The sequence below is a fragment of the Chitinophaga filiformis genome (genome assembly GCF_900102545.1).
GTDB lineage: Bacteria > Bacteroidota > Bacteroidia > Chitinophagales > Chitinophagaceae > Chitinophaga > Chitinophaga filiformis.
On record NZ_FNBN01000002.1, the window covers coordinates 1,259,609 to 1,278,705 of the forward strand.

At 44.4% G+C, this 19,097-nt stretch carries 14 protein-coding genes; 12 read left to right on the forward strand and 2 right to left on the reverse strand.

Translation table 11 applies throughout. The features are described from left to right. The first annotated feature begins 249 nt into the window (after positions 1-249). Positions 250-750, forward strand: coding sequence for a nuclear transport factor 2 family protein (locus tag BLR32_RS34015; RefSeq protein ID WP_176842242.1), 501 nt, complete (start codon positions 250-252; stop codon positions 748-750). Between the two features lie 89 nt (positions 751-839). Here BLR32_RS34015 and BLR32_RS11545 read toward each other — a convergent pair whose 3' ends face one another. Next, complete coding sequence (locus BLR32_RS11545; protein WP_089831740.1) at positions 840-3,236, reverse strand: ABC transporter permease; 2,397 nt, start codon at positions 3,234-3,236, stop codon at positions 840-842. A 221-nt stretch (positions 3,237-3,457) separates the two neighbouring features. Between BLR32_RS11545 and BLR32_RS11550 the strand changes: the two genes are divergently transcribed. After that, positions 3,458-5,986 carry a glycosyl hydrolase 115 family protein gene (locus BLR32_RS11550; protein WP_089831742.1) on the forward strand — a complete coding sequence of 843 codons (2,529 nt, stop codon included), beginning with the start codon at positions 3,458-3,460 and terminating at the stop codon, positions 5,984-5,986. Positions 5,987-6,038: 52 nt separating this feature from the next. On the opposite strand, the gene BLR32_RS11555 is transcribed toward BLR32_RS11550, so the two are convergent. Next, the gene (locus tag BLR32_RS11555; protein ID WP_089831744.1) at positions 6,039-6,806 is read right to left on the reverse strand and encodes an MBL fold metallo-hydrolase; all 768 of its coding nucleotides are present in this window, start codon (positions 6,804-6,806) and stop codon (positions 6,039-6,041) included. A 180-nt stretch (positions 6,807-6,986) separates the two neighbouring features. On the opposite strand from BLR32_RS11555, the gene BLR32_RS11560 reads away from it, so the two are divergent. The 10 genes from BLR32_RS11560 (at position 6,987) to BLR32_RS11605 (ending at position 19,096) form a co-directional block, all read left to right on the forward strand. Then, on the forward strand, positions 6,987-7,367 hold the full coding sequence (locus tag BLR32_RS11560) for a hypothetical protein (protein WP_089831746.1): 381 nt from the start codon (positions 6,987-6,989) through the stop codon (positions 7,365-7,367). 140 nt (positions 7,368-7,507) lie between these two features. Then, positions 7,508-7,858, forward strand: coding sequence for a hypothetical protein (locus BLR32_RS11565; RefSeq protein WP_089831748.1), 351 nt, complete (start codon positions 7,508-7,510; stop codon positions 7,856-7,858). A 5-nt stretch (positions 7,859-7,863) separates the two neighbouring features. Then, complete coding sequence (locus tag BLR32_RS11570; protein WP_089831750.1) at positions 7,864-8,064, forward strand: helix-turn-helix transcriptional regulator; 201 nt, start codon at positions 7,864-7,866, stop codon at positions 8,062-8,064. Positions 8,065-8,121: 57 nt separating this feature from the next. Next, positions 8,122-9,009 (forward strand): subclass B3 metallo-beta-lactamase, encoded by an 888-nt coding sequence (bla, locus tag BLR32_RS11575; protein WP_218124175.1) that lies wholly within the window; start codon positions 8,122-8,124, stop codon positions 9,007-9,009. 263 nt (positions 9,010-9,272) lie between these two features. Next, entirely contained in the window at positions 9,273-9,863 is a 591-nt protein-coding gene (locus BLR32_RS11580; protein ID WP_089831751.1) for an RNA polymerase sigma factor, read from the forward strand. 136 nt (positions 9,864-9,999) lie between these two features. Continuing rightward, entirely contained in the window at positions 10,000-11,034 is a 1,035-nt protein-coding gene (locus BLR32_RS11585; RefSeq protein ID WP_089831753.1) for a FecR family protein, read from the forward strand. A 5-nt stretch (positions 11,035-11,039) separates the two neighbouring features. After that, positions 11,040-14,612: a SusC/RagA family TonB-linked outer membrane protein gene (locus BLR32_RS11590; RefSeq protein ID WP_089831755.1), complete on the forward strand. Its 3,573-nt coding sequence runs from the start codon at positions 11,040-11,042 to the stop codon at positions 14,610-14,612. A 21-nt stretch (positions 14,613-14,633) separates the two neighbouring features. Next, positions 14,634-16,001, forward strand: coding sequence for a RagB/SusD family nutrient uptake outer membrane protein (locus BLR32_RS11595; protein ID WP_089831756.1), 1,368 nt, complete (start codon positions 14,634-14,636; stop codon positions 15,999-16,001). An 18-nt stretch (positions 16,002-16,019) separates the two neighbouring features. Further along, on the forward strand, positions 16,020-17,486 hold the full coding sequence (locus BLR32_RS11600) for a TlpA disulfide reductase family protein (protein ID WP_089831758.1): 1,467 nt from the start codon (positions 16,020-16,022) through the stop codon (positions 17,484-17,486). 2 nt (positions 17,487-17,488) lie between these two features. Continuing rightward, positions 17,489-19,096, forward strand: coding sequence for a S41 family peptidase (locus BLR32_RS11605; RefSeq protein WP_089831760.1), 1,608 nt, complete (start codon positions 17,489-17,491; stop codon positions 19,094-19,096). Position 19,097: the final 1 nt, after the last annotated feature.

Here is a 19,097-nt window from a genome sequence, read left to right on the forward strand (position 1 = left end):
CATGGCTGGTATGGAGAAGACCTGCTTAAGCAGGCTAGCCCTTACTTTGAAGTGAAAGACCCGTTATTTTGCGCGCAAAACAACAGGAGGCGGAGGAGTATTGGAGAATCTAAAGCCCATAGTGAACCATTTCAGATGCAAATATCTGACTTTTATATTAAAAATAGTAGCAGGAAGATTCAGACTTTATTATCTTTATTCAATGCCACATTTCTCCTAATCAATATACCAACTTCTAAATCCCGAACAATGAAAACATACCTGACATTGCTGTTTATCGCCATCTGCCATCTTTCTTTTGCACAGACTAACCAGGAACTATCTGCTACCATTATACGTCAGGATAGTCTCTTCTGGGATGCTTTCAATAAATGTGACACTGTAAAAATGAGCACCTTCTTCACAGAGGATGTAGCATTCTATCATGACAATGGCGGCCCTACCCTTGGCTTGTCTGCGCTGGTGCATACATTCAGTGTAAATCTCTGCAGCAACCCGACTTTCCATCTTAAAAGAGAAGCGGTAGCCGGGACATTCAAGGTGTATCCCTTGAAAAAGGCTGGCGCTATCTATGGCGCCATACTTTCAGGTGAACATGTGTTTTATGTCCTCGAAGCTGGCAAACCGGCACGGGCAGACGGACTGGCGAAGTTTACACACCTCTGGCTATTAAATGATGGGGTATGGAAGATGAAAAATGTATTGAGCTATGATCATGGCCCGGTGCCGGAAAAAACGCACAGGGAATAGTAGTTCCCTGCGCTATATCTGTTTTAATTTTACGTCTATCTTGTCGCCATCAGATTAACAGTAACCTGTAAACAGGTAGATTTGTGCCTTTATTCACTTCTCAGCGATTGCACCGGATTCGTCATCGCTGCTCTTAGCGTCTGGAAACATATAGTCGCCATTGCAATAAATACGGCGATAACTCCCGCCGCCAGGAAGATCCACCAGCTGATGTTAATACGATAGGCAAAGCTCTCCAGCCAGTGATTCATGACAAAGTAGCTTAGCGGTGAAGCGATCAGAAAAGCGATGATGACAAGCTGCAGGAAGTCTTTGGACAGTAGACCTGCAATTCCAGCCATTCCTGCTCCCAATACTTTACGTATGCCTATTTCTTTGGTACGCTGACGGGCGGCTAAATAGGACAGCCCAAACAATCCCAGGCAACAAATGAAAACCGACAGTATGGTAACGTAGGCAATGATCTGTTGCCAATGTTTATCGTCCCGGTATTGGCGGGCGATATCATCATCTATAAAACTGAACTGAAAAGGACTATCAGACAGGTACTTTTTATATATCCTTTCTATAGCGGCCAATGCCTCCGCGCTTCTCCCCTGTTTCGTTTTTACCAGTAATTGTTCATAATCCTTCATCACCAATACCTCCGGACCTATTTTTTGTTTCAGTGAATTATAATGATAGTCTTTCATCACACCTACTACTGTCATATTCATATCCCCCTGCCATTCGCCCAGCAGTTTCACCTGCTGCCCGATAGGATCATTCCATCCTGCCTGCTTCACAAATGTTTCGTTGACGATAACCGACCGGGCAGAATCGGCGCCAAATGCCGGAGAGAAATTCCTTCCCTGTTGCAATTGAATTCCCAGATTGGGCAGATAAAACTCATCTCCTCTGACCTTGTGGCTAATGATGGTTTTGTCATTTACTTTTACTACGTTATTGTCGCCCCATGAATTGAAGCCTGCTACCTGTACTACAGAAGGCAATGCGGTCAATGCTGTACGAAAAAGCGGCACTAACTGGTCAGGACTACGCTGCGGCGGAAGCTTGATATTGATGACACCTGAAGGATTGTAACCGAGTTCCTTTTTCCCGATAAAGCTCATCTGCAGATAATATATCAGTGAGCCGGTAACAAAGACAATAGCCAGTGTAAACTGGAAAACCACCAGGCTTTTACCCAACCATCTTCTACCAGCCCGTGTTTTTTGTTTACCATACAACACTTCTGCCGCATTGAATCCAGACAGGACAAAGGCCGGGTACAATCCTGTCATAATAACGCTTATTGCGAGAATGCCGAGTACCAAGATCCATATTGTTGCATCCTTAATAAGGTGTAATTCAATGTGCCTGCCTGTGAATGAGTTGACTGCCGGCAATAACATTATACTGAATACAATTGCCAGCACAAAAGCGGCAGTACACAATAAGGCTGCTTCTATCAGAAACTGACCGATGATCTGCCACCTGTTGCTGCCGTTCACTTTTCTGATACCAATCTCCTTCGCTCTTTGCAGGGAGTGTGCGATGCTGAGGTTTACAAAATTGATACAAGCCATCAGCAATATAAATGCGGCTATACCGGATAACAGATACAGCGCTGTATACAGGCTTCCATCATATATGCCCGCATCACTTTGCACGGCGCCCTCCTTCAGATGCATACCAGTGAATGGCTCCAGACCAAAAGAGAGTTTCGTAGATATATCTTCCCGTTGACTGGCTTCCTGTATTTCTTTATCTGCCTTAGCCTGGAAAATACCCGCGAACTTTTGCTCCACCTTCTTTGCATCTGCCTGTGGGTGCAGCAATACAAAGGTGCTGAGGTATTGGTTTAACCAGCTGCCATCCTTAAAGAAAGATTCAAGGAATCTAAAGGGCAGTACTACATCAAAACGAATAGAAGAATTTGAAGGTATATCCTTTGCTACTGCCGTTACGGTAAGTGTCTGCATGCCCTGCTCTTCTATTTTCAAGGTCTTACCTACGACGTCCGTTCTTCCGAAATATTTCATTGCCGTCTGCTCTGACAGCACAATAGAATGAGGGTCGGTCAATGCTGAAGCGGCGCTACCATATAATAATGGGAATGAAAATAGCCTGAAGAAGCTGCTGTCTGCAAAAAGCCCTTGTACCTGAAAGGCTTTCTCTTCTCCGATAATATTAAAGCCGCCGACATTCCAGAAACGCACATAATCTATTATCTCAGGGATTGCCTCTTTGAAAGCAGGGCCCTGCACCTGTCCTGACCCATTGCCTGTCGATGTTGCACCATTACTATCTGTTAAGGTAGTAGTGATACTATACAACTGTGGCGCCTTTTTATGGAAAGAGTCGAAACTCAACTCATTCTTCACAAACAGCACTACCAGCAATACACAGGTGAGGCCGATAGCCAAACCTGCTACATTGATAAATGAGAACAAGGGATACTTGCGGAAATTCCGCCAGGCTAATTTAGTATAGTTCTTTATCATAATGGACGGTATTGATAAGTTAATATAACCAAAACGAATGGAACCTCCCCGGCTTTTATTTATCCGGTTGAGCGCATTTTTAATCGCCTTTAAAGAGATTATGTATATCTTGGGATATGGGCGACCATCTTATCCTGATGTGAAAACTCAATTCTTTATGAACGGTAAAGAACTTTCCCGGATAGGAGATGGCATTCGGCCCTTAGACCCATTTTCCACTTATGCAACGGATAACATTCCTGATAGTAGCTAGCTTGCTGGCGCTTTGTTCCCGGGCACAATCCATCGTGACTGATAAGGCATCGAAAGAAGCATTCTCACTTCGGAATGCGGTCATCTGTGTTGACCCGAAAGATGATGAACTGGTGCAACAGTCTGCCATCTGCTTACAACAAGATATTGAAATGGTGACAGGTGTAAAGTTGCCGATATCGGCGAGTGCCTGGTCACAACCTGTCATTGTCATTGGGTCAATAGGAAGGTCATCTCTTATAAAAGTGCTTGCAAAACAGATGAATCTTAGTCCTTTAAAAAACAAGTGGGAAGCTTATATTATCAAGACTTCAGCCCATAGCATTGTTATCGCAGGTAGTGACAGAAGAGGAGCTGCTTATGGCGTATTTGAGTTATCCAGGCAACTGGGAGTATCGCCCTGGTACTGGTGGGCAGATGTACCGGTAAAAAAACAAGCTGACATTTTTATCAGAAAAAATGTTAGTGTCAGTGATGCGCCGAAAGTAAAGTACCGGGGTATTTTCATTAATGACGAGGCGCCTGCTTTGTCTGATTGGAGTAAGGAGAAATTCGGTGGATTTAATCATCACTTTTATGAGAAAGTGTTTGAGCTTATCCTGAGGCTAAAAGGGAACTACCTCTGGCCAGCTATGTGGGGAAATGCTTTCTATGATGATGATTCATTAAACATTAAGATGGCAGATAAATATGGCATCGTGATCGGCACCTCACACCATGAACCATTGATGAGAGCTCATGATGAATGGCGACGATATGGTAGTGGGAAATGGAACTACGATAGTAATGAAGTGAGACTGAAAACATTCTGGCAACAGGGCATACGCAGGGCCTGGAATGAAAAGATCGTAAGTATTGGCATGCGGGGTGATGGTGATGAACCTATGTCAAGAGAAACGGCCACTGCGTTGCTGGAAAGAATTGTTGCAGATCAGCGGAAAATCATTGCAGATGTAACTGGTAAACCAGCAAGCGAGACTCCTCAGCTCTGGGCCTTGTATAAGGAGGTACAGGACTATTATGATAAGGGCATGAGAGTACCGGATGATGTGACTTTATTACTTTGTGACGATAACTGGGGAAACATCAGGAAATTGCCCAAACTAAATGACAAGCCAAGAACGGGTGGCTATGGCATTTATTATCATTTCGACTATGTTGGCGGTCCGCGGAACTATAAATGGCTTAACACCAATCCGCTGCCACGCATATGGGAGCAGATGCATCTGGTCTGGGAATATAATGTAAGGCAAATATGGATTGTAAATGTAGGTGATATCAAACCTATGGAGGTTCCCATTTCCTTCTTCCTGGATTATGCCTGGGACCCGGAGAAGATCAGTGCTACCGACTTACAAGCTTACAGTGAGCAATGGGCAGGTAAGCAGTTTGGTAAAGAACATGCAAGGGAGATCGCGTTCCTGTTAAATCAATATGCTAAATACAACGCCAGGAGAAAACCGGAATTGTTGGATGAGGGTACTTATAGCCTAAGCACTAATGAATGGGCAACGGTTGTCGATGACTATAGCAATCTGCTGAAAAAGGCAACGGCTATCGGGCATAGATTACCCGCAGCATACCAGAATGCTTATTTCCAGCTTGTACTCCATCCGATAAAAGCCTGTGCTAATTTGAATGAGCTGTATTATAATGTGGCATTAAATAAGGATGCCTATACTCATAAATGGATAGAGGCGAATAGCTACGCAGACAAAGCGAAGGTTTGTTATACCAATGATAGCCTGATCACTGAACAATACCACCGTCTTAATGGAGGGAAATGGAATCATATGATGAGCCAGACCCATATCGGTTATACTTACTGGCAACAGCCGGAACGGCAAAAGATGCCTGCCGTACGTTATGTATCTGCTGATTCTGCTGTGGCAAAAAAGGAAGATAAACAAAAGGAACTTACACGGGCTATCATTCCCACAGGTGTAAAGGGTAATGTATTCTATGAAGAAGAGACAAAAGGTGTTTCCATTGCAGCTGACCACTATACCAGCGCAGTCAATACGAATAACATATATTGGCAGATACTGCCCGACCATGGCAGAACCGGTTCGGCAATCACCCCCCTCCCTGTCACCGCTTCAGTTCAAAAGCCGGGAGGCAATGCTCCTCATCTGGAGTATGAGATCTATACTTATAGCGCAGGAACGTTTACGATCAATACTTACCACTCCCCTACGCTCAATTTTCACAATACAGAAGAGGGTCTTCAATATGCTATTTCTGTGGATGATGAAGCACCGCAGATCATCAGCATCAATAAAGAAGATAAAACCAGCAGCAGTGGTATTTGGAATAAATGGGTGGCTGAGAATATTATTATTACATCAAGTAAACATGCCATCGCTAAACCGGGCAGGCATATTGTTAAATACTGGATGGTAAACGGGGGTGTTGTACTACAAAAGCTGGTATTGGATTTTGGCAATACTGCGCAAAGTTATCTCGGCCCCGCTGAGACTATTTATAAGGGTAAATAAGCCAGATGCTTTTGATATGACTAAACAGCATATCAAAAGCATCACTACCTTTCTACAGTATTACTGTTTCACCGTTTGCCGGAATGATCAGTTTATCATCTCCAATATTGTGTTCGCTGGCTTTTTGCCTGAGAGAGGCTCTTGTAGTATGACAATGATCTAAAGCTTCCATGTGTACTGCAATGATCTTAGCGTTACCGCTTTCCTTTATCAATTGCATTGTCTGGGTTTCCTCCATCAGGATGGGCGTGGTTTCATACCCTGGCCATATGGCGCCACCTGAATTGATTACAATATAATCAGGCTTGAATTGCTCAATACTTTGCGCTACCAATGGCATCCAGATGCTATCACCTACAATGTAAATAGTAGGCTGTCCTTCGGCCTTCAATACAAAACCGGAAACAGTACCCATCAGCTTCAGGACTTCACCACTCCCATGTTCTCCTCCTGTTCTGTAAATACTGATCCCATTCCAAACTGTGCTCTCCTCTACGGTTTCTGCATTGATGAATTGTTCGTTTTTGAAGTATGCATCATCAGCAGGCTGGTTGATCAGTTTAACAGACTTATCCAGCGCCTGACTGGCAACAGGGTCAAAATGATCACGATGGGTATGGGTTACCAATACCAGGTCTATGTCTTTAGTGATGTCTTCGACAGACAATGGTAAATCTACCATTGGGTTCCTGGCTGCTCCGGTAAAGGAGTCGTAGGCGTCCTTGGGAGCCAGCATCGGGTCTACCAATATTTTCTTCCCTGCGTAATTGATAATTAATGCGGCGTTTCTTATCAGTTGAATGCTTGTATTCATGGCCATATGTCAATTTTTTAGTGATGTTAACCATGATTTTCCAAAATAAGGAGGAAGCAGGATAACATTTCATATAAGGTTTGAGTAGTTGTAAACGATGTTAATAGACAGACATATTTATTGCCTTCCAAAATACAAAAGTTGTGTAGAATTTGTTACGGTTATCTATTTTTGATCATCTATTATATGAAAAATAAACTGAGGAAAATAAGGATAGAAAGTAATGAATACCTATATGCCATTTCTAATAAATATGAGAATGGTAATAGTACATTGATCATTCGTGTATTCCTGAAAGGTTATAAAGACACTCCATTAATGATCTCCTTTTTCACTCCTGATGATCCAATAACAGGCAATCCACTGAAAACGGGGTTTGATCTTGTCAATCATACCACCGGTTTAACATACAGGGTAAATATTCATGAGCCAAAGTATATTAAGGAATTGATTCTGCAGGGGATCAGAGCAGGATGGAGCGGGAAGAATAAAATTGGCGAACAGAATGGGATTGATTATTTAAAGAACCTGAGGTATGAAACGAAATCATTGTCTCAGTTACTTTAATATTAAAGGACAGGGAACCTGCTTAGATATAGATAGCAAATGTGGGGGAGCTATTTAACTGCACCAGGATCTATTTGTTAATTTTATTTGCCATAATGTAAAGTTTTCTTTACTTTTAGTAAAGTATTAACTACCTACTTATGCTCACATTTACTAAATACCTCGGAATAGCATTTACGCTTGCCGGTATCCCATTGCTGGTCGCCGATTATTTACACGTAGGATCAGAATTGCTATTAATTACCGGATTGTTCCTCATTTTCTTCGGCAAAGAAAAGGTCGAAGATGAAAGGGCACAAAAACTACGTTCAGAAGCATTAATGATAAGTTTCGCCGTTGCATATATCGCAGATGTGGCCATTACTTATCTCTATAATGGCCAGGGATTAATTTTCTCTTCTCACCAACCCCGTTACTTCGTTGTCGTTGTATTGTCGCTCAGCATTATTATTTATTATGTGAAAACCTTCGCTACAGGATATAGTAAGTAAACTTTATGAAGAACAATATCAGAGTGGAAAGGGCAAAACACAATATTACACAGGCAGAATTAGCTGAGAAGATCAATGTATCCAGGCAAACCATTAATGCAATTGAGCTGGGAAAGTTTATACCCTCTACTCTCCTGGCTTTAAAAATAGCACGTGTCTTTAACTCAACAGTCGACGAGATATTTTCACTTGATAATGATGATTAGAAAATATATTCTCCTTATCAACCGATGAAATATCTTTGCCCCCTACAATTCTATCAAATGCCAAAGATCTTCCTGAAAAACACCCTCCTCGCCACAGCCATTTCACTGTCTACGCTGATGGCCAATGCCCAACAAGTACATGAACCCAATCTTAACAAGCCCGAATGGTCTGCGGCATACCAGCCGTTCAGAATAGCCGGGAATCTGTATTACGTAGGAACATATGACCTCTGCAGCTATCTCATTACCACGCCCAAAGGGAATATCCTGATTAATACCGGTCTTGCAGCTTCTGCACCGATGATCAAAGCTAATATTGAAGCATTGGGTTTTAAGCTGTCTGATACTAAGATACTCCTCACCTCCCAGGCCCACTTCGACCATATGGGAGCTATGGCTGCTATTAAAAAGATGACAGGCGCCAAACTAATGGTGGATGCGGGCGATTCGGCTGTAGTAAATGATGGTGGTAGTTCTGATTATGCTATGGGAGGCAGCGATACCATGCTTTTCCAACCAGTGAAGATAGATCGTATCCTACATGATAAGGATGTGATCAAACTGGGTGATATGCAGATTACTATGCTACATCATCCCGGACATACGAAAGGTTCCTGTAGTTTCCTCTTTGACGTGAAGGATGAAAAGCGTTCCTATAAGGTCCTGATTGCAAATATGCCAACCATCATCACAGAGAGGAGCTTCTCTGACATACCGGCTTATCCATCAATAGCCAGCGACTATGCCTATACATTAAAGGCGATGAAGGGCCTCAGTTTTGACCTCTGGGTAGCATCACATGCCAGCCAGTTTGATCTTCACAAAAAACACCAGTCAGGCGATGCCTATAATCCGGCTGCCTTCATGGACAGGAAAGGATATGATGACAACCTGGATGATCTGCAAAAAGAATATGACCAAAAAATGAATACAACAGGCAAATAATCAGTATACAGCCGGAGCTGTACCTGTTACAGCTCCGGTTATAAATCAGCTATCCCAGATTGCCCCGGTGCCCGGTCAAATAATAATTCCCCGGCCATAAGCCAATCAATTGTAAAAATGACATTAATTCTCTGACTGTCCTGTTTTCCGGGAATATTTTGCTGTATATAGGGCTAAAAGTTCAGCGCCCTGGCGAGTGGATATTTGAAATGTAAAACATTTTTACCACATTCGCATTAAACAAACCAGATCAGCCAAAATCAATGAGGGAGGACAATGTCATATGGAATGCTTTCCGTTACGGAGATGAATCTTCCCTGAAAGTAATATTTGACCAGTACTATACTCCCCTTTTTAATTATGGTCACAAGTTTTCACAGGATGACCATCTTATTGAAGATGCATTGCAGGATCTCTTTGTTAAGCTCTGGAAGAACAGGAACAACATCAAGGAAACAGAATCAGTTAAGAATTATTTATATAAGTCTTTCCGCAGGGTATTGCTTCGTAAACTGGATGTTCAACAGCGCAAATACAATTTTACAGTACTGGAACAGGGACTTGACTGGAGCCAGGAACTGGGCTACGACCAAACGCTGATCAGTCGTGAACGGCTGGAGAAAATACGTAAGAACCTTGCATTGGCGCTGGAAAAGATGTCGCCCAGGCAAAGGGAAATCATTCACTTACGTTATTACGAGGAAATGGAATATGAGGAGATAGCCGAATTAATGCAACTCTCCCCTTCCAGTACCTATAAACTTGTCTATAAAGCGATCGATACGCTCAGAAACCACCTCTCCAGAACCGATCTCCTCCTCCTGTCTACTTTATTGTCATTAAAAAAGATCTAATACAGCAATATGATTTTTCGCGTTTTTTAGAAATTATTCAGCATTTATTCATTTTATCAGCTTAAAAATAAAATTATAAACTTTTTGTCCGCCAACCGGGATAAAAAGTCAGTAAGCTGTGTATTTAATTACAGCTATGGAACATCAGCAGGATTATAGTCAATATACCACCACCAACTTCTTCAGCGATGAACAGTTCATTCATCATGTCCTCAATGGAGATGAGGCTTCTGCTGCCTACTGGGATCTCATAGCTAAACAATATCCGGAAAAAGTGACTGTCATGGAAGAAGCGCGCGTCTGGATATTATTGATAAACAAGCAGCCGGCATATCGCCCTGTTGCAGACCAGTCGGCGCTCTGGTCAAAAGTCAGCACAGAAATATCAGCTTACGAATATAATCAGCAGCGGTATTACAGGCCGCTGAAAGTAGCCGCCAAATGGGCCGGATCTATTGCAGCAACGCTTTTATTATTTATAATAATAAGAGAATGGGCGGCGCAGGGAGAAAGATCATACCGGACAGATTTTGGTAAACATGAACAGATCGTATTACCGGATGAATCGGTCATTACCTTAAATGGCAATTCAGGCATTTCCTATTCCCGTACGTGGCGGTCAGACAAGCCAAGGGAGATATGGCTGCACGGTGAGGCATTCTTCGAAGTGAAACATGTAGCTATTAAGAACCGCCTGCGGGAGTCTGATTCATTTCATGTACACGTCAGCGACCTTGAGCTGACTGTACTCGGCACCCGGTTCAATGTAAAGAACCGTCGCAATATGACAGAGATCTCCCTGCTGGAAGGCAGGCTCAGAATAGAAAAGACAGGCAAAGGCGCATTTGTCAGGGTACTTAAACCAGGGGACGCATTCGTATACGACAGCAGTAAACAGCAACTGAAAGATCTGGAGAGAAAGCCGCAGACAAACAAAGCATGGACAAACAATGAAATGGACCTGGATGGGTATACACTCCAGGAGATCCTGAACGTATTGGAAGATACCTATGGATATGAGATCACATTAAAAACGCCACAACTGGCGCAAAGAAGACTGACAGGGACAATACCGGCAACGAATGCCGAAGACATTCTTTTTGTATTAAAAAAGGTGTTTAATCTAAAAATCGATCAAAAAGCGAATCATTTAATTATCAGCCAAAATTAGCCAACATGAACAGGAGAATGTTAGTTGTCATGTGTTTCCTCTGTGTAACACTGGCACAGACCTTATTTGCCCAACAGCAGGTAAAACTGAAAGCTGCGCTTGACGAAGTAAGAGCTGTGTACGGTACAAAATTTTCTTACGAAGAGCATTTACTGGACAATGTATACGTCAATTTCAAACGCCCCCTTACCAAGTCCGCACCGATAGAAAGTGTACTCAAAGAACTACTCTATAACAAAGGATTCCTTTTCCTGTACGTACAGGAAAATTACTATACGATTATTAAAGATAACAGGCGGTCTCAAAGCCAGGATGCACCGGCAGAAGATAATACATTTCATCTGCCGCTACCCGAGTATGTGCAGACAATCACTGGTACGATCACCGATAGTGAAGGACGTCCGCTGACAGGCGTTACTGTCATCCCGGAAGGTCGTGCTGTCAGAACGGGCGTAAGCTCCAGCAGTGACGGCCGCTATACCATCAGGCTGACAGAGAAAACCGATGCACTTGTCTTTAGCTTTATCGGTATGGTGCCAGTGAAGATGAACATTGAAGGTAAAGACGTTATTAATGTACAAATGCAGTCTGACCTACATCAGCTGCATGAAGTGAATGTTGTCTCCACCGGTTATCAAACACTGCCCAAAGAACGTGCTACCGGTTCATTTGGCCAGATCACCCAGAAAGATATAAAGAGCGTCCCTTCTGTCAACCTGATGGAACGTCTGGAAGGCCTCGTACCCGGCGCACGGTTTGATCAGAGAAATAACAAGATCAGTATCCGCGGTACCAATACATTGGGTGCCACCACCGGCAGCACGCCTCTCATCGTAATAGATGGCTTTCCGGCAGTAGAACAGGACCTTACCACCAGACTCAATGCCAATACCACCGGCGGGGCTGTATTAAGCCGTTATAACCCGGAAGATATCGAATCAATTACCATATTAAAAGACGCTGCTGCTACGTCTATATGGGGCGCTAAAGCAGCCAATGGTGTGATTGTTATCACTACCAAGAAAGGCAGGAAGAATTCATCTCAGCTGAATTTCAGCAGCAATCTTAGTACTTCCGCTCCTGCTAACCTGGATAACCTTAACAGGATGACCACTCCGCAGTATATCGAGCTTGAAAAAGAGATGAAAGACCTGGGCTACTTTACTGATCCACTTATCTGGGATAACAGCTGGATGACCTTTAACCAGAACAGGCCAGTTAGTGAAGCACTGGAATGGATGTTTAAAGCAGACCGGGGAACCGCTACCGCACAACAACGCGACTCTGCCCTTTCTGCTTTGGGAAAGCTGGACAATCGCAAACAGATCCGTGATCTGCTCATGCAACACGCTACTTCCCAGCAGTATAACCTGTCTTTCTCCGGCGGCGGACAAAACAGCACCTATTATATCTCTACCAATTATACCAAAGATGTTCCTGTGTTCAGAAGCAATAAAGGCGAGAGCTATTTTGTGACTGCTAACATGAGCAATGAACTCTTTAACAACAGAGTGACCGTCAACACTGGTATCAATTACAGCTATAGCTCCAGCGTGTCTAATACCGCCGCTGTAAATGCTATCGGCAATAGCAGACTGGGACTACGTCCTTATGAAATGCTACAGGACGCTGCCGGCAATCTCATCGCCCGCTCTATCGACTTCCGGGATGAAGTGGCCGCCGACTTCCTGAGCAAAGGATACCTGCCATGGACTTACAGCCCTCTACAGGAACTGAACTATGGTAATACAAATACAAAAGAAAACCACTTCCGCTTTACCGCAGAGGTCAATACTAAGCTCACCAAATGGGCCAGTGCAAGTGTTTCCGGTATCTTACAACGTAACACAGGTGAAGATATCAACCTGCAGGAATTGAACAGCTACGATACCAGGGTGCTTATCAATACAGGTACCACTATCGGCTCTAATGGCCGCCTGGTATATGGTGTTCCCTTTGGCGGCAAAATGGTCAACAGCAATCGTACTGCCTTCAACTACGGATTACGCGGTCAGCTGAACGTAAACAAATCATGGGGTAATAAATACAGCCTCAATGCATTGGCCGGCGCTGAGATCCGTGAAGATCAGGGCAGCCGTTACCAGCAGACACGCTACGGTTTTGACGAAGATACTTATTCATCCTCCTCATGGGACCCCAGTGCTTATTATCAGACGGTATATGGCTGGACTTCTACGCTGGGCTTTTCTGATGGTAGCATCACAAAATCCATCAACCGCTTTTTGTCCTATTATGGTAATGCAGCATTTGCGATGCTGAACAACCGCTATATTGCTTCAGCCAGTGTACGCTTTGATGATTTCTCCCTCGCAGGCGCTTCCCGTGGAAAACGTGCGAGACCTTTATGGTCTGCCGGTCTGAAATGGGACGCTACGGCAGAAGATTTCATGAAAGATGTGACCTGGCTGAACAAATTAAACCTGCGTCTCACATACGGTACCGGCGGTTCAATACCTACCAGCGCTACCAATGCCGCGATATTAAGCCTGAGAGGTCTCGATCCGGTTACACGTGAGCCGTATGGTGAAGTTGGCTCTCCTGCCAATGATAAAGTAAGCTGGGAACTGACAAAAAGCTGGAACCTGGGCATCGATCTCGGATTCTTCCACAACCGCCTCTCAGTAAGTGCAGATGCCTACAGGAAGAAGACCAGCGATATACTGTGGACATTCCCTATCAACAGTACCTATGGATGGACCAGTCTGCAGTATAATGCAGCCAGCATGAAAGGACATGGATATGAACTGGGCATCAGAGGAGAGATCATCCGGAGTAAACACTTTAGCTGGGCTTCTACCTTCAACTTTGCATACAACACCAATGAGGTAACGGACTCCCGTTTCAACCCTCCTACCAGCAGTATGGCGGTGAACAGCAGTACGCCTATTGTAGGCATGCCTACCGACTATATGTACGCTTACCGCTGGGCGGGCCTGGACAACAAGGGCAGATCCCAGGTATACGATAAGGAGGGAAAGATCATTACTGCTGATATGGGAAATAATCAGATAACTGCGAAAGATCTGGTATATATGGGCCGCACTACACCGCCTTACTTTGGCGGCTTCTTTAACGATTTCTCGTATAAATCTTTTACTCTCGGTGTACGTATCAATTATGAAATGGGACACGTATTCCGTCGTCTTTCTATCGAGAATTATCCTGATTATTCCACCAGCAATTATCTGGGCCTTATCGGTACACAACGAGATCTGGCGCTGCGCTGGCGCAAACCAGGCGATGAGGCATTCACGAATGTACCTGGCTTGCCTAACGTAACGACGAATAGCAGTAACCGCTACAAGAGTTCAGATCTGCTTGTACAAAGTGGCAGCCATATACGTCTTCAGCAGATCTCACTGGGCTACCAGGTGCCGTCACAGTTATTGTCAAGGATGGCGGTGAAGTCGCTCGGACTAAGCATGTCGGCCAGAAACCTTGGTATCATCTGGAAGAAAAATAAAGCAGGTGTAGATCCGAGTTACATTAGTAGTACTAACTACAATAACCTGCCTCCCGCTACCAGTTATTTCATGAGTTTGAATGCCTCTTTCTAACACCAGAAAAAATCGACCAAAATGACAATTAAACATCTCTATATAACACTGTTGGTAATCGCCGGGATCACTACATCCTGCCGCAAATATGTTGAGGTGGAGCAACCCAACCAACGTGAATTTAAATACACGTCAGACTTCCAGCGACTACTGAATAACGTCAACCTGTTTGAACAGTCTGCCAGTCTGCCAATGGTGTCAAGTGATGATATTAATCTTGATGCCAATACAAATCTGCAGGGATTACTGCTGAACGGGTTCGACAATGTATATATCTGGGCGGCCGACTACTATACTTCCGATCAGAGCGACGCAGGCTGGGACCAGCTGTATAAACAGATCTACACCTGTAACCAGATCACGGCATATGTAATGGAGAGTGAGAACGGTACGACAGCAGAGAAACAAAAGGTTTATGCGGAGGCACAGGTACAAAGAGCCACGGCCTACCTGACGCTCATCAATCTCTATGGCCGTGTTTATAACGCAGCCAATGCATCTAAAGATCCGGGTGTACCGATGTTATTGATGCCAGATCTTTTTGCCAAACTCACAAGGGTATCCGTTCAACAGGTATATGACCAGATCCTGCTGGACCTGACACAGGCATTGCCTGTATTGCCAGACCAGCCCAGCAACAACCTGCATCCTGCGAAAGCGGCTGCTTATGCTATGCTGGCAAGGACTTACCTCTATATGCAACGTTATGCGGAAGCTGCGGATAATGCAGCCAAAGCGCTAAGCTATCAAAACACCCTGCTGGACCTGAATAAATATACACCAGGTGGTTCTGCCTATCCACGCCGGTTACTGAACCCCGAGATCATCCTGGCTAAGCAGGCATCCAAACCCGGCTACATTAATCTCTCACTTAGCGACGAGCTGGTGAACAAGTTTTCTACGGATGACCTGCGATATACTTTATTTACACGCAATGGCAGCTCTTTCTTCCCTTCTTTCACAGGACGGGGTTCCTACCGTGATATGATCTTCGCAGGCGACAATATAAGCGTAGGTGTAGCGGTTCCTGAAATGATGCTGACACAGGCAGAAGGACTGGCAAGAAACGGGCAGAAAGATGAGGCGATAGCACTGGTAAATGCACTCAGACAAAAGCGGTTTGCGCCTTCTACATATGTAGCACTGTCCGCAGCTACTGCTGATGAAGCCCTGCATATAGTGTTGGATGAAAGAAGAAGAGAACTGTTTGGTACCGGACTGCGTTGGTTTGATCAGCGCAGACTGAGTGTAGAACCGGCTTTAGCGGAAACAGAAACCAGGACATTCAAAGGGAATACTTATACGCTTGTACCGGGCGACCGCTACGTGTATCCTATTCCCCCGAAAAACATAGAACAGAATCCTGAGATCATACAGAACGCACGATAAACATTAACCGTAAAAGATATGAGAAGAATTAGTTTAATTGGCTGCTCCCTTTTGCTTGGCGTTACCTCCGTATTCGCCCAGAAAAACGAGCAATATAAAAATGCTGACCCAAAGGAACTTATCAAAAGAACAGACCTGACGCCACAGGAACTGGAAGGCATTCAACGTTACTATCAGTTTGAGTTGAAGGATGCGAAGCGGGCAACAGAACTGGAACAGCTGTTGATCAGCAAATATCCTAAAGGTGAATTTGCACGCCTGACTGCTTTCCAACAATTTAATAAAGCAAAAAGCAATGCGGAAATAATAGCCATCAGCAATAATTTCTTCAAAGCCTTCCCGTATGATGAATGGCGCACCCATCCTAATAAGCAGGGATTTATTTATTACAGCGTACATCGTATGTTAGGAACAGCTTACTTTGAAACGAAACAGTTTAAGGAACTGATTGCCTTTTGTAAAACCCTGGATTATAAGACAGAAAATGAAATATACCGCTGGAATGTTATGCGGGCGTATACTTTCCGGATGCTTGGCCAGGATACACTGTATCAGGTGTCTACTGCTCTTGTGAAAGAGCTGATCACGAAGGTGAAAGATGGCTCCTATGAGGATGATGGTGTATTTAACAAAGAACAGGCAGCGGCTAATGCTGATGAACAACTGAATAACCAGCTGGGTACACATATTTCTCTGCTGTACGATATGAAGAAATATGCTGAGGCAAAAGAGTATTTCAAGCACCTCTCTGCCAAAGGCGCTTATGGCACTGCTGATCTCAACGAAAAGCATATGGATATTCTGCTGCAAACAGGCGATCAGGCTGCTGTTCAACCGTTCCTCGAAAAATGTGTCAGCGCGAACGCCATGACGCCTAAAATGCTGGATAAACTGAAAGAGAGCTACCGGGTCAAAAACAAGGACGCCGCAGCATATGAAACTTATCTCGCTTCATTGCGCTCCGACAAAGAGCAGGAAGAGCTGAAGGCCCATGTAAAAGAAAATCTCACTAATGTAGAATACGTCCCTTTTGCACTGGAAGATGCTGATGGCAAACTGGTAAGGTCAAGTGATTGGGGTGATAAGATCGTGGTGCTTGATTTCTGGGCTACCTGGTGCAAACCATGTATCGCCGCTTTCCCCGGTATGCAGATGGTGGTTGATAAATATGCCAATGATCCGCAGGTTGAAGTGTATATGGTAGGTACTATGCAAACTGGTGATTATAAGCAGAAATCTACCGGCTATGTTAAACAGCAGGGCTTCCACTTTCATTTACTGCACGATGGTATCAATAAGGAGACAGGCGGACAGGATGCAGTGTTCAAAACATTCGTACCCTTCTTCCAATCGTCTGCCATCCCCAGAAAGGTTATTCTGAAAGATGGTATCATGCGGTATACATCAGAAGGTTACTCTGGTAGTCCTAGTAAACTGGCCGATGAACTGACCTATGCGATTGAACTTTTAAAATCAGAGAAATAATCATGTTGCTGAAAAGATATTCCATCATTACGATGGCATTTATAGGCCTTTCATTCCCGCTTAAAGCACAGGTCAATCCCAAGGAAAAACTCTGGCAGGCGCTTAAAGGCATTCAGGAAAACTATGTAGATTCCTTAACAGACGAACGTCTTGTGAATGCCGCCATTGCCGGAATGCTGCGCGAGCTGGATCCTCACTCACGCTACTACGCCAAAGATGACGCTGTGCAGATGCGCGAATCTATGAAAGGCAACTTTGCAGGGATAGGTATCCAGTTTATTACAGAAAAAGACAGCGTATATATTACGCAGGTAATAAACGACGGTCCGGCAGAGAAAGCAGGCCTGATGGCGGGCGACAGGATACTGTCCATTGACGGCAAACCTGTAGCCGGCGTGACCAGCTATGATATCATGAAAAGTATTCGCGGGCAAAAAGGTACCTCCCTTTCGCTTGTATTGCTCCGTAAATCGACCGGCAACTCTCTAACGAAAGAAATAGTACGCGATGTGGTAGCCGATAAATCGGTAAGCACTGCATACATGGTCAATGATAAAGTTGGCTATATTTCCCTCCGCATCTTTAATGAGACTACCCGGACTGAAATAGATAAAGCAATCAAGATGCTGAAAAGCCAGGGCATGCAAAGCCTTATTCTTGACCTGCAGGGTAATGGTGGTGGATATGTGGAAGCTGCTATTGGTGTGGCCGATGAATTCCTGCAGAAAGATCAGCTGGTATTCTATAGTATGCCCAGAGATAAGGGCAAAGACTATTACTATACCGGTGGCTTCGGTAGTTTCACTGAAGGAAAGCTGGTAGTGCTGATCGACCAATCCACTGCCTCTGCCAGTGAAATACTGACAGGCGCATTGCAGGACTGGGACCGTGCAGTGATCGTAGGCAGAAGAAGCTTCGGAAAGGGATTGATGCAACGCCCTGTTCCCCTGTTTGATGGCTCTATACTGGAACTGACAGGCGCCCGCTATTATACGCCGTCCGGACGATCCATACAAAAGCCCTATCATGGTGATAAATACGATGATAATGCACAGACCCGCCTGGCGAGTGGTGAGCTCCTTGATGCCAACGTGATCCACTTCCCTGACTCACTGAAATATACTACGCTCGTCAACAAACGTACGGTATATGGCGGTGGTGGTATTATGCCCGACCGTTACATCCCGGTAGATACTGTGGAATATAACAGCTGGTTACAGTACATCTCTCAATTCGGGTTGATCACTAAACCAACTTTTGACTACCTGGATAGTAACCGTGCGAAACTAATGGCAAGCTACCAGGACTTTAATGCCTTTAACAAGGAATACACCGTTCCTGCCAATCTTATACAGCAAGTGGTAACAGATGCTGAAAAAGCAGGATTGCCTTTGCATACAGGCAGTAAAGACCGGGCTCTCAGTCTGCTGTCGCTGGAAATGAAAGCGCATATCGCCTCTCAGCTGTTTGCCGGTAACGACTATTACCTGCGGGTGCTGAACAGCAGCAACGCCAGTTTCCGCGAAGCATTACAACTGCTGGAGCAACCTGCACTTTACAACCAACAGTTAAAACCCACAGCTGTTGCAAACAAAAAAGCTAACAAATAGA

Excerpts from the sequence above, each read along its gene's own strand:
- BLR32_RS34015 (WP_176842242.1), top strand. The coding sequence starts at position 250 with ATGAAAACATACCTGACATTGCTGTTTATCGCCATCTGCCATCTTTCT.
- BLR32_RS11545 (WP_089831740.1), bottom strand. The coding sequence starts at position 3,236 with ATGATAAAGAACTATACTAAATTAGCCTGGCGGAATTTCCGCAAGTAT.
- BLR32_RS11550 (WP_089831742.1), top strand. The coding sequence starts at position 3,458 with ATGCAACGGATAACATTCCTGATAGTAGCTAGCTTGCTGGCGCTTTGT.
- BLR32_RS11555 (WP_089831744.1), bottom strand. The coding sequence starts at position 6,806 with ATGGCCATGAATACAAGCATTCAACTGATAAGAAACGCCGCATTAATT.
- BLR32_RS11560 (WP_089831746.1), top strand. The coding sequence starts at position 6,987 with ATGAAAAATAAACTGAGGAAAATAAGGATAGAAAGTAATGAATACCTA.
- BLR32_RS11565 (WP_089831748.1), top strand. The coding sequence starts at position 7,508 with ATGCTCACATTTACTAAATACCTCGGAATAGCATTTACGCTTGCCGGT.
- BLR32_RS11570 (WP_089831750.1), top strand. The coding sequence starts at position 7,864 with ATGAAGAACAATATCAGAGTGGAAAGGGCAAAACACAATATTACACAG.
- bla (WP_218124175.1), top strand. The coding sequence starts at position 8,122 with ATGCCAAAGATCTTCCTGAAAAACACCCTCCTCGCCACAGCCATTTCA.
- BLR32_RS11580 (WP_089831751.1), top strand. The coding sequence starts at position 9,273 with ATGAGGGAGGACAATGTCATATGGAATGCTTTCCGTTACGGAGATGAA.
- BLR32_RS11585 (WP_089831753.1), top strand. The coding sequence starts at position 10,000 with ATGGAACATCAGCAGGATTATAGTCAATATACCACCACCAACTTCTTC.
- BLR32_RS11590 (WP_089831755.1), top strand. The coding sequence starts at position 11,040 with ATGAACAGGAGAATGTTAGTTGTCATGTGTTTCCTCTGTGTAACACTG.
- BLR32_RS11595 (WP_089831756.1), top strand. The coding sequence starts at position 14,634 with ATGACAATTAAACATCTCTATATAACACTGTTGGTAATCGCCGGGATC.
- BLR32_RS11600 (WP_089831758.1), top strand. The coding sequence starts at position 16,020 with ATGAGAAGAATTAGTTTAATTGGCTGCTCCCTTTTGCTTGGCGTTACC.
- BLR32_RS11605 (WP_089831760.1), top strand. The coding sequence starts at position 17,489 with ATGTTGCTGAAAAGATATTCCATCATTACGATGGCATTTATAGGCCTT.